Annotated in this window: 14 protein-coding genes; 4 read left to right on the top strand and 10 right to left on the bottom strand. The window is 35.2% G+C overall.

The window, feature by feature from the left end:
- Positions 1 to 378 precede the first annotated feature (378 nt).
- The 3 genes from AC25Y5_RS18675 (at position 379) to AC25Y5_RS18665 (ending at position 2,767) form a co-directional block, all read left to right on the top strand.
- Positions 379 to 1,578, top strand: coding sequence for an MFS transporter (locus tag AC25Y5_RS18675; RefSeq protein WP_488141604.1), 1,200 nt, complete (start codon positions 379 to 381; stop codon positions 1,576 to 1,578).
- Between the two features lie 362 nt (positions 1,579 to 1,940).
- Entirely contained in the window at positions 1,941 to 2,153 is a 213-nt protein-coding gene (locus tag AC25Y5_RS18670; RefSeq protein ID WP_488141603.1) for a DUF3243 family protein, read from the top strand.
- 248 nt (positions 2,154 to 2,401) lie between these two features.
- Entirely contained in the window at positions 2,402 to 2,767 is a 366-nt protein-coding gene (locus tag AC25Y5_RS18665) for a hypothetical protein (RefSeq protein ID WP_488141602.1), read from the top strand.
- Between the two features lie 326 nt (positions 2,768 to 3,093).
- Here AC25Y5_RS18665 and AC25Y5_RS18660 read toward each other — a convergent pair whose 3' ends face one another.
- From AC25Y5_RS18660 to AC25Y5_RS18620, 9 genes are all read right to left on the bottom strand, one after another.
- Positions 3,094 to 3,639 carry a GrpB family protein gene (locus AC25Y5_RS18660; RefSeq protein ID WP_488141601.1) on the bottom strand — a complete coding sequence of 182 codons (546 nt, stop codon included), beginning with the start codon at positions 3,637 to 3,639 and terminating at the stop codon, positions 3,094 to 3,096.
- 31 nt (positions 3,640 to 3,670) lie between these two features.
- The gene (locus tag AC25Y5_RS18655; RefSeq protein ID WP_488141600.1) at positions 3,671 to 3,961 is read right to left on the bottom strand and encodes an RNA polymerase alpha subunit C-terminal domain-containing protein; all 291 of its coding nucleotides are present in this window, start codon (positions 3,959 to 3,961) and stop codon (positions 3,671 to 3,673) included.
- A 212-nt stretch (positions 3,962 to 4,173) separates the two neighbouring features.
- Entirely contained in the window at positions 4,174 to 4,959 is a 786-nt protein-coding gene (locus tag AC25Y5_RS18650; RefSeq protein WP_488141599.1) for an alpha/beta hydrolase family protein, read from the bottom strand.
- Positions 4,960 to 5,277: 318 nt separating this feature from the next.
- Positions 5,278 to 5,724 carry a hypothetical protein gene (locus AC25Y5_RS18645; protein ID WP_488141598.1) on the bottom strand — a complete coding sequence of 149 codons (447 nt, stop codon included), beginning with the start codon at positions 5,722 to 5,724 and terminating at the stop codon, positions 5,278 to 5,280.
- Positions 5,725 to 5,848: 124 nt separating this feature from the next.
- Positions 5,849 to 5,971, bottom strand: a complete 123-nt coding sequence (locus tag AC25Y5_RS18640; RefSeq protein WP_488141605.1) for a DUF3953 domain-containing protein — start codon at positions 5,969 to 5,971, stop codon at positions 5,849 to 5,851.
- 73 nt (positions 5,972 to 6,044) lie between these two features.
- A complete protein-coding gene (locus AC25Y5_RS18635) occupies positions 6,045 to 6,707 on the bottom strand; it encodes a hypothetical protein (protein ID WP_488141597.1) in 663 nt (220 codons plus the stop codon).
- Between the two features lie 212 nt (positions 6,708 to 6,919).
- A complete protein-coding gene (locus tag AC25Y5_RS18630) occupies positions 6,920 to 7,342 on the bottom strand; it encodes a DUF1801 domain-containing protein (protein WP_488141596.1) in 423 nt (140 codons plus the stop codon).
- A 671-nt stretch (positions 7,343 to 8,013) separates the two neighbouring features.
- Positions 8,014 to 8,574, bottom strand: coding sequence for a hypothetical protein (locus tag AC25Y5_RS18625; RefSeq protein WP_488141595.1), 561 nt, complete (start codon positions 8,572 to 8,574; stop codon positions 8,014 to 8,016).
- A gap of 104 nt (positions 8,575 to 8,678) precedes the next feature.
- Complete coding sequence (locus AC25Y5_RS18620; RefSeq protein ID WP_488141594.1) at positions 8,679 to 9,302, bottom strand: FMN-binding negative transcriptional regulator; 624 nt, start codon at positions 9,300 to 9,302, stop codon at positions 8,679 to 8,681.
- Positions 9,303 to 9,511: 209 nt separating this feature from the next.
- On the opposite strand from AC25Y5_RS18620, the gene sspO reads away from it, so the two are divergent.
- Positions 9,512 to 9,667: a small acid-soluble spore protein SspO gene (gene sspO / locus AC25Y5_RS18615; protein ID WP_482104114.1), complete on the top strand. Its 156-nt coding sequence runs from the start codon at positions 9,512 to 9,514 to the stop codon at positions 9,665 to 9,667.
- A gap of 381 nt (positions 9,668 to 10,048) precedes the next feature.
- On the opposite strand, the gene AC25Y5_RS18610 is transcribed toward sspO, so the two are convergent.
- Positions 10,049 to 10,483 carry a hypothetical protein gene (locus tag AC25Y5_RS18610; protein ID WP_488141593.1) on the bottom strand — a complete coding sequence of 145 codons (435 nt, stop codon included), beginning with the start codon at positions 10,481 to 10,483 and terminating at the stop codon, positions 10,049 to 10,051.
- Positions 10,484 to 10,852: the final 369 nt, after the last annotated feature.

The following is a 10,852-nucleotide window of genomic DNA, read 5'->3' as shown; positions in this document are numbered from 1 at the left end:
CGTCCGCTCGGAACGGAAATCAACGGGATTGAAGGAAATCGGAATTATTCAGTGCCCGGTTATTATTCAGGTATTTCGCGCTAACTCAACCCCACTTATTCGAGAGAAATAAAAGGATTTTTCTCAAACTAAACCCTCTTAGTTGAAAATGTTTAGCTACATGACATTAAACTATAAAAACAGCTGTGAAATACTTTCCTTCTCCAAGGGAAGTATTTCACAGCTGTTTTTAGATAATGCTAAAGCTAAGTTATTGAAAAAACGCTACATATTTTTTAATGAATAGGGAAGAATAAATCTGTCATGATTTAATTAGCAATTTTCACATACAAATCATCCTTATTTTCAGAAGTAACTGAGAGGCGGCCTTACAATACGATGGATAAAGGAAAAGTTAAACTATGGACAAACCAATATTTAATTATTATATTATTGTCTTTAGTAATGTTTGCTTCATTTTATATGATTACAGCAGGTTTCCCGATTTTTGTATCAACCATTAGTGATGATCCTACGCTTGCAGGAATCATGACCACGACCTTAATGACAGCATCACTAATTACGCGCTTCTTTGCGAGTGTAATTATCCAAAAAGTGAATATGAAATTACTCCTCATCATTTCCCTAGTTTATTTTATGGGCACAATCGGTCTTACTTTTATAAACGACTCCATTGGATTTTTAATATTCATTAGAGCACTACAAGGGATTGGATTTTGTATGCTGACGAGTTTAGTCTTTACGATATCAAGTAATATTGTTCCTAAATCTCGGTTAGGTGAGGGCATTGTCTATTTCGCAATGTCCACAAGCGTTGGGACAACAATTGGGCCACTAATCGCTATTTCTTATCTCACAACTTATTCATTCCGATCGATGATGATGGTAACCCTAGGTCTTATGTTTTTTTCATTTTTGTGCAGTTTTTTCACAAAAAATACGCTTAAAACTGAAAAGGAAAGTCCACAGGAGACCAATAAAGAACCTTTCTATAAGTACATGTTCGATAAGCGTGTCCTTCTTCCATGTATATTGGTATCATTCAATTATATGGCAATTGCAGGAACTGTAAACTTTATGGGGCCGTTTGGTAAAGAAATCAACTTTGGAGGTAGTATTTCACAGTTTTTTATCGCACAGGGAATTGCAATGGTATTAGTTCGTGCTTTCTCAGGTAAAATATTCGACAGATTCGGTCACAGAATTCTTATTATTCCTGGTGCCATTTCAGGGGCAATAGGTTTAGTCTTGTTAGGCTTTTCAACTAGTATGTGGATGGTTCTCGTTTCAGGGGTATTATTTGGTATCGCTTTTGCCATAATCCATCCAATTATTCAAGCTTGGGCATTGACGCTTGTTCCACCCGAGAAAAAAGCAACAGCCAATTCTATGCTACTTATTTTTATAGATTTTGGTTTGGCCATTGGATCAGTAGGTCTTGGCTTCTTAGCAAAAAATGTTGGGTATGGCATGACTTTTACTTTTTCTGCAGCTTTTATGATTGTTATTCTGTTATTGTACCTAATTGGGAGCAGGAAAACGGTGGCATTAGAAGCTAATAAGGAAAAAACATCCTGAACGAAACATAATCGCATATGGACGGAATGAAACATAATAAACTGGGGCTGTACCATTGTCAACATTGACTTTGGGGACAGCCCCTACTTTACTTGTTGCAGAATTTTGTTTTCTAATTTAATTATCCCAAAGTGTTTTTTCACATTATTTTCACCTCAGACTGTTCATTCATTTTCTGATTTTGCATTAATAACTTCTTTTAAAGCCTTTGAAGAACAGCAATAAAGGATGTAATTGAATGAAGTTGGGTCCTATTAAAATGAAGCCGACTTTCACTTATCGAAATTCACTATGGTTCTACTGTATATTTTGACAAGAATTACCCATGCTATATACATAATATCAAAGGAGTGTGACTCTACATGCATTTAGAGAGAGTTGAGTTAGGCAAAAACATGGGGTTAAGTGATGAAAAGCATGTTAAACCTACGGAGTTAGTTACAAATTATCCCGTCGAACACGAAGAACCCAGCTGCCTGGAATTAAATATGGTAATGGAACTTTTGAAAACTGGATCTACCGATGAACAACATAGGCTTGCACAGACACTAGTGGAAATGGTGCGTAAAGTATAAATTCAGAGGGTTTGCCGCATAAAGTGTGTAAGTTAGTTTGATAGTCTAAAATGGGAGAGTTGATAGAATGAGGTATGCGAATCCTAGTTGCCCACAAGAAGCTCTTTCGGAATGGAGACCATCGTCTTTTGGATAACGGATAAAAACTGGGTCAATCTTTCTAAGTAACGTAAAATGATATTCCTGGTTTCAGAGATAGTGAAATCAGGTTCAAAATAATTCGAAGACGAAGAAAGGAAAGCAAGAACATGGAAAACGCATCAATAGTTGATAAAGTGGAATCCATTAAATCCTTTCAATCGACAATCAGTAAATGCGAAAAGGCCTTGGCTCAGATGACTCAGAAAGGCGCAAATACTACCTTATTAAAGAAACGACTCAATGCTCTTAGCATCGGCTTAGCTATGCTAGAAAACGTTTGGAATAATGAACCCCATTATTACACCCAGGAAGATTTAGCGGAAGCTCGCAATGTGCTTACCGGGTTATTCCCATCAATTGAGAACATTTACGCTAAGTCAAAGGTAGGTAGTTCGCAGAGAACGCTTTTAGAAAGAAGAATTACTTCGCTGGAACTAGCTGTTCAGGCAATCGATGATCATTCCAATGAATAACTTATCTAACCAATAAGGAAACCTTCTTCAAAATTTTAGGGAAACCCATTATCTTAGGGTTTCCACTTCTATTGCAATAATTCTATCCTTTTTTGAAATAGTTTAACGAGTCGCTGCATAGTAAATTACATACAGCCAGCTAAACAAACCGTGTATACAAGCCCACAATATAGATTTGTGTACACTCCAAGAAATTGCAATAGCTAAAGCTGAACCGAATGTAATGCCTGTAGAAACAGTTGATTTAGTTTTGTTATTCATTTCTGCACATCCCCTTTGTTTCTTATTTCGTGTCAAAAGCGACATAAAAACCCCCATTCTCTTCTTCAGTTGCTGCTGCAATCTCCTGTATGTTTTCTTTTTGCAGCCCAGTCTTTTACCTTATGAACTAATTCATTAACAAATTCCTGCTTTTCATCTTGATACTTATAATGATTATCCGGAAACTTTTTTGCCAATTCTATTTTAACTTCTCCATACTTTTCAGCATCTTCTGGATGTTTTATTAAGTATTCTTTGAAATCTAAATGCGTCTTTATATTTTCATTACCTACTTGAAATATATGTAGGTGATGGCTTCTATTTTCATTCCCCTTCGGAAAGTACCTTCTTCCTGTGATCCCGTTCTCACCTTTAGGTTCATATCCAAAACTTCGGAACTCTTCATTAAGTATATCAACCTTTTCAATATTCTTAACGACAACTAAAATATCAATTATTGGTTTTGCGTAACCTACTGCTGGTACAGAGGTGCTTCCGATATGAAAAATATCAACTAGTTCATCAATCAATATCCCTTTTAATAATTCCTCTTCGTGACTATATCGCTTTTCCCATTCTTCAGTCCAAGGACAGATTTCAGTTTTTCTCAAAGTAGATTCTCTCCGATTTATGCGTTTAATTTTATTTTTTAAATGACAATCCTTCTTCTTTTAAAAAAGTTCTCATAGTAGGCAAGGAAGCTGGTCCGATGCCGTGAATCTTTAAAATTTCTTTTTCAGTGTAATTTGATAGCTTTTTCAGAGTGTCAATCCCTGCATGAACCAATGCATTTCTTGCGGGTGAACTGAGTTTCGAGAGGAAGCCACTTTCAGGCTTATTCTCTTTGTCGCACGTAGGACAACTTGTACACTCACTGCTTTTGTAATACGTATGTCCCTTTTCACAAACCCTTGCACTTTTTTCTACTGTCAAAATGATCACTCCTAACAAATTTTGTATCCAATTTCCTCTTAATTTTATTGTATATTAGTTGTACAATCTCGACAAAATCTATGTATGTCTTTTCAGCAATCCTGCCAGTTAATTGAATATGAGGCGCCTTACTGTTGTTCCAGGAAAGCAGCGATGACTTGAATTTAAAAAAGGCTATACTTTTAGTAAAGTAAGCACCTGTTAGTTCAAAATCATGAATTTAAAGTTTCCAGTGAATCGGTCACTGACTTCCATGCCAATGATGACGGATCGATAACCATGAAATGTTCCACCTCTGGAAGTACTACCAAGCGAACTTTATCGCCCTTTTCGATAGCACTACGATGATACTCAATACTTAATTCAACTGGAACATGGCGGTCTAATTCACCATGAATTAAAATTTGGTCGACATTCATAGGCAACAATTCTATCGGTGAAGCTAATCTATAACGTTCAGGTACTTCTTGGGGTGATCCACCAATGAAAGATGCTACGGGACTAATCATCCCTTTTTCCTCATGAATTTCCCACATCTTCCTCAGATCCAAGACCCCTGCCAAACTTATTACACTCCGAATAGGTATAAGCAGAGTATTACCAATCTCATCCGTTTGAGCTTTGTTAATTCGGGATGCTAACCAGAGTGCCAACTGTCCCCCTGCTGAATGCCCAAGGATAATCACCCGAGAGAGATCGAGCTGAAAGCGTTCCTTTAGCTGGATGAGGTGATTTACAGCATCAATTACATCAATAAATGTTCCTGTCCACCCCCCACCATCTTCTCCAACTCGACGATACTCAATATTCCAAGTAGCATATCCACGTCGAGTTAAATCTTCATCAAGTGGGGTATTTTCTTCAAGTCCGTATTTAGATTGCCAAAAACCACCATGAATCGTAATAACTACTGGACTAAGTCCGGAAATTTCTGGCATACGCAAGACACCGAATTGGGACGAGTGGTCTCCATATGGTATATGATAAATTTCTGTCAATGTAAAAACCTCTTTCACTATATATTCTTATGCACCACACTACATCTTTAATTCAACAAGAAAAATCACATCTCCTCTTTTCTTGAACTAGTCTGCCCGTTAGTGAAAAAACACCTCCACTTATTGTAGAAAAGCACCTGTTACTTTAATAATATTTACACAAGCCCTCACTAATTAAATTCAGTTTTTAGAAGATAAACAACGTCATAGTCTTCTAACTCATTCATATGACCATCAACATTTTTATAAAAATCGGTAGTAAGACTACTTATCCTTCCATCACTTGAATAACGGATACTCCCTAACACTACCTCTCCTTCATTGATATTGTTCTTCTCTAGGGAGGCTGTCCCAAACACTTGACATAGCATCTAAATCATCTGACGTTGTCTCGAAGTCACTTATATAATGCACGCTATCATTACCGCTAATTCCAATATTAAATGTAAGTTGATTTCTTCTGCTATCTGCTTTTGAGGTTGCAAAAGTAATAGAGCCATTTCCCTCTACCTGTGTGGTTACAGAGCTTATTTCATCATTAACCAATTTACCCGATTCATATTTTTCAATCCACACGGATACATCTTTATATTCATTGTCAATATTGAAGTCAAAAACTAGTGATTTGTCTGAAGTAGTCGAAAGTATTGCATTCTCTCTCCCTGTTAATTCACCAGCGGAAATAGTATTTGATTTCGCATCGTTGTTAACGCAGGCACTTAAAACAAATACCAGCAGGGTTAATAGTGTAAATAACCTTTTCATTTTATTTCCTCCCTTTTAGACTTTATCGAGACAAATACTTCTTCAACTAACCTCCCCCTTAGTTGAACTAGAAAAGGGTACTTAACTTCTATTTGAAGTGAAGCACCCGTTAATGTTGGGAAGTTTAAGTTGAAACTGAAAGTACAAATACTGATGTTACAAACGATATAATCGCATTTGTTTTTCGTTTCGACTTCAATTCAGATAACCCGATGAATAAAATTATTGTCCCTACAATTGACAACATATAGGGAGAGAAACTTTTAGTAACAGTACCAGTAAACAAAGCCCTCAACAAACCCGCTTTGGTCATTAAATAATTATTGTACATGAATCGATTTTCGTAAGTCTTCTAAAAGTGGGTTCATCGCATCTGCACCTTCTATTGAATATTGAAAAGTAATCACTAGTGCATGTTCATCAATCTCATATGCAATAAATCCTTTCATTGGATGGTCGCCATAAAATTGTGTTTTTCCTATCAAACCATTTTCTTCAACCGGTGTGCTTTTCAATTCATAACCTTCTTCAAAACTTTCTTCATATCCTTCGGTTTCAAATCTTTCTTGCAGATTCGATACAGCTTTTTCAAGATTTGTGTGTTCGATTATTTCTAATGTGATCTTATAGTCAGCGTATTGAGATGAATAATTTATTTGGTTGTTGATCACTTCAGGAACACCGAATACCTCGTCTAATTGATAAGCAATACCATATGTTGTTATATGATAATTAATAACTTTAATTTCCTGATCCTGACCTTCATTATTTCTAATGACTGTTTCGGTAGAGCCTGTATGAATCTCCATGCTAGTTTCATTTACTTCAACCACATCTTTTGAATTCGATTGATTTTTATCATCTTCTGATATTTCTTTTTCCGGATCATCGATGATTTGATTTTTATTTGTTTGATTACCCTCGTTACTACAAGCCATTAATAATCCAATTATCGTAATAATACCCAGCAACTTTTTCACCATTAATTTTCCACCCCTTTAAGTATTATTTAAGTACTTACAGGCACCGATAAGGAGAAAATTTTGTTAGTTCAGTTAGCAACTAATGAAACTGAACTTGATTATTCTTTAATTGGTTATGAACTTGATTATTGGTTAAAACAAAAAAAATAAATGTAGAGTGAACCTTTACCTTATCAAGTAAGCTGATAAGGCTATTATTTTATATAATAACTTTATTCGTTCAGAGAAAGATTTTGAGATGTTTCTAATGTATGTTTAATTAAATCCTTTAAAACATCGGTATCGATATCAGCTAATTTATTAACATAAATACAAGCCTTACTCTTCGTGTGTTTACCAAAGCTAGCTAATAATTTTTCTCTTTCCTCACTTTCATAGGCCAAATAAAGACTAATTTTTGCCTTTCTTGGTGAAAAACCCACTAAAGGCGCATCCCCTTCATGTCCTGATGCATACTTATAGTGATAGCTACCAAAGCCTATAATGCTAGGACCCCACATTTTCGCGTCATAACCAGTTACCTCTTCAAAAATTTCTAATAACTGAAAGCCATCTGCCTTCTTCTTCTCATGTTCCACACTTTCAATAAATTCAATTACACTACTGTCGGTTTCTTTCATCTTCGGTTCATACATATATGCGCCCTCCTATCCTCTGAGTAAATAATTGTTTATATTATTGTCATAACTATTACATTCTTGAATACAAGTTCAAATCCCTGCCAAAGAGAATAATCTTTAAATAACCTTTGAATAACCAACTATTCTACAAATACAGAACTTCATAAACTTGCCTCTTATATAAAACATTTTCTACCAAAGTTCCAGTTTTTCGATACTTTTCTATTCATTTTTACTCAAATATGTTGCAGAAAATTTAAAAGTCTTTGTTACTGCAAACACATACCTATTCTATTCATATATTAATTAAGTGTGAATTCTGTTTCAAGAACCTGCGATTGTTAATAAAGATGAAATAATAATTAATCCTTTAATATGTTCTTTTATCAATCGGATACCTCCTCTAAGTTTTAAAACCTTATTTAAGTATCTCGCACGATGATTGAATAAATCTTTTCTTTTCCCATTACTTTTCTTGTTAGTCTTGGTGGCAAACGCAGTCATCAAAACCATAAAAACAGGAAATAAACTCCTAAAAATGAATCCCCAATTGTGAGTCATTAAAGATAATACTAAGAAGAAACTTCCTAAAAATATATACTCTAAAAAAACGCAAATTTCGGTAATGATAGCCTCAAATAGATCTGTAGATATAACATCAGAAACAGGAAGTTAACCAATAATGATCATTGGCTCTTTTTCTTGATCAATTCTTTGTATTCGGTAATCGTATATTCATCCGTTTTTACAACGGTCCATCGATCATTTTTAAGTTTCAGGGAGATTTCTATTAAAAGTTCCCCTCCTGACTCATCGAAATCATTACGCACATAACCAATGCCGCCATGAACCAGAACAATGACCTCTTCGTCGTTTACGACCTTTACTTTCAATCGGTCACGACTTTCAATACTAAAATTGGCATCTATCAATTTAAAACCTTTGTTTAAGGATTCAACTTCATATTTCTCTACATTAACACCTTTTTGAAAATCATAATCTACCTTTAAGTCTGGATACTGATTCCAAAGGAGACTAATATCGTTATGTATCACTGCTTGTGTTCTGTAATACATATATTTCATGATAAGCTTATTATATTTCACCCAATCAGACGCTTCAGGTTCAATAAAACCAGCTACACCCTCTTCTTTAATCTGATTTACTGTTTCACCAGGATTTTGTTGACATCCAAACAAAGAACACACAATAGTAGCCATTAGTATGCTAAAAAGATATTTCCTCATATTTCACCCCACATATTCATATAGCATTGCAAAATGCTGCTTTTCTGTTAAAAGAAAACCCATGATTTTAACTAAAGCAGGTTAGTTGAAGGATTTTTTTCTAACTATTGGTCCTTTTTTAATTTCCTCTCCATCAGTTGTGCGATTTGTTGAGAGTTCATATCCTTTTCCTCATATAGTTTATTAACGATGTTCTGATAGTCCTCTTCGTTACGATTTTGACTTAGTTTATCGACAGCTTGAATTTCTTGGACCTTAATCTTAAATCCAACAATACCTTTTAGTTCTTTTTCTAATAACTTTGGAGAAAGTTTTTCCCACAAAATAGGACTCTCTCGATGTTTTTCGTATTTTTGCAGCAACATTGTCAGTTCCTCTTTCAACTCTTCTACGTCCATAATAACGCCTGCGCCATAGACATGGACCGCTTGATAATTCCACGTCGGAACATTTTCCTGTTCATACCAAGAAGAAGAGATATATGCGTGCGGTCCTTGGAAAGTAATCAATACATCTTCGCAGGTTTCGAATGTTCTCCATTGAGGATTCCCATAAGCCATATGCCCTGTTATATAGTAATCATCTCCTTTTTTGTTCAACTGCAAGGGTAAGTGAGTTGCAATTGGTTTCCCTTTTTTGGTGGTGATAAGTGTTCCAAATGAATTCATTTGAATAAATTCCCTGATTTCCTCAAAATTTGTGACCTTAAAATGTTTAGGAATATACATGATGTTTCTCCCTTCATCAAAAATTAGAGTGTTTTAGTCATTATCAGTTATTGTTTCGGTACAACTTGATTGAAACCTATCCTGGCATAATGCAATTTTATTGAAGTAACCTGCTACTTTTAGTGAACAAGAAAAAACAGCCGTAAGATTTAAGAAAAATGCATACTAAGGACACCACGTGGCAAACTAAAATCATGGAGGTGTATATAGTGAGCAACAGCCCGAAGAACAATTTAAGTGCTAACGCTAGTGATGAGCAAGCGGCTAGGAAGAATTTATCAAGGGAGTTTGATCATGAACTTGCAAACAAACCCTTGACACCAGCAGAGAGACATAATAATAAGAAAACGAAGAAGCGGCAATGAGCTAAAATGATGTAAGCCCGTATTATAAAAAATAAGCGCACCTTTTTTAAAATCGAATGCACGGCTTACTTCATTTATTTACTATATTCCGCTCAGAACTGTGGTTTAGATTAAATAAGTCCCCTAGGCCAACCAGAGGACAACGATTGATTACAGCATTGTGCATTGTGCTTTGTCATTCGTTGTCCTCTTTTTTGGGGATTCGGGCCTTTATTTTAATTTCACAAACCTGTTAGCCATCCACGCTGCAAAAAACGCTGCACCATAGACTGTCGCACTCTATACGAGTAGCACTCATGGGAGATTAATCCGATTCTGATTTTTTCACTAGCCTGCCTTTATTATAAGAAAAATGGAATTGGTTCCTGATTTAACTATCAACTAGGCTCGGAATTCTTTTTCAAGAAAAGTAACTACATCAATCCAATCTTCTATTGGTGTATGTTCTTCATATTCAAATGCTCCAAAATTCACATTAGCATCTGGTTCATCTTCGTAAAGTGAAAACTCTCTTATTAACGCACCATCTTTTATTACTATAAGCTCTGCATTTAAACCTTCATCATAGTAAACATAGATAACAGATCTACCATTTGCCAGTTTCGTCCATGCCTGGTTTGATAAACCAAAGAATGCTCCTCCTTCAAAGTCCACAAAATATGTCCATCCATCTTCAGTTTCAGAAATGTGTACTGATTTATCAACACAATCCCCGTACTCATCCAATTCAAATTCAATCTCTTCATTCATCCAACTACAATAACTTTTTTTAGCTTCTTCTAAAGATAAATTAATCTTAAAACAACATTCTTTCATTTTGATTCATCATCCTCACTTCGCTTTACAATTCACCTTAACTTTTCATTCGTATTGAACAATCCTGCCTAGTTAGTTTAATGGCGGAATAATCAGTCGATAGGTATAGCGTAACACATTTACAAATATTGGTGTAGAAAGGTGATATAGAAGTTTGGTGTTTGCATAACAGCCCTGTGATTTATGATTTCCTATTGCCCAAAAAATCCTAAGAACCAGTAACAGGCGGTAGAGTCATCACTCTATCGCTTATCTATGTGTGAAGGCATAACAAAAGGACTTACATATATGAAGTGTAATCATAAACGCAAGTCCTATTCTTCTTGAACTAAACCAGCTAATAGGATGTCAATATTTTTCTTTAAAATT

It is taken from the genome of Sporosarcina sp. Y1011 (assembly GCF_057669885.1).
The sequence above is the reverse complement of the archived record's forward strand: the minus strand, read 5'-3'. Positions and strand labels throughout refer to the sequence as shown.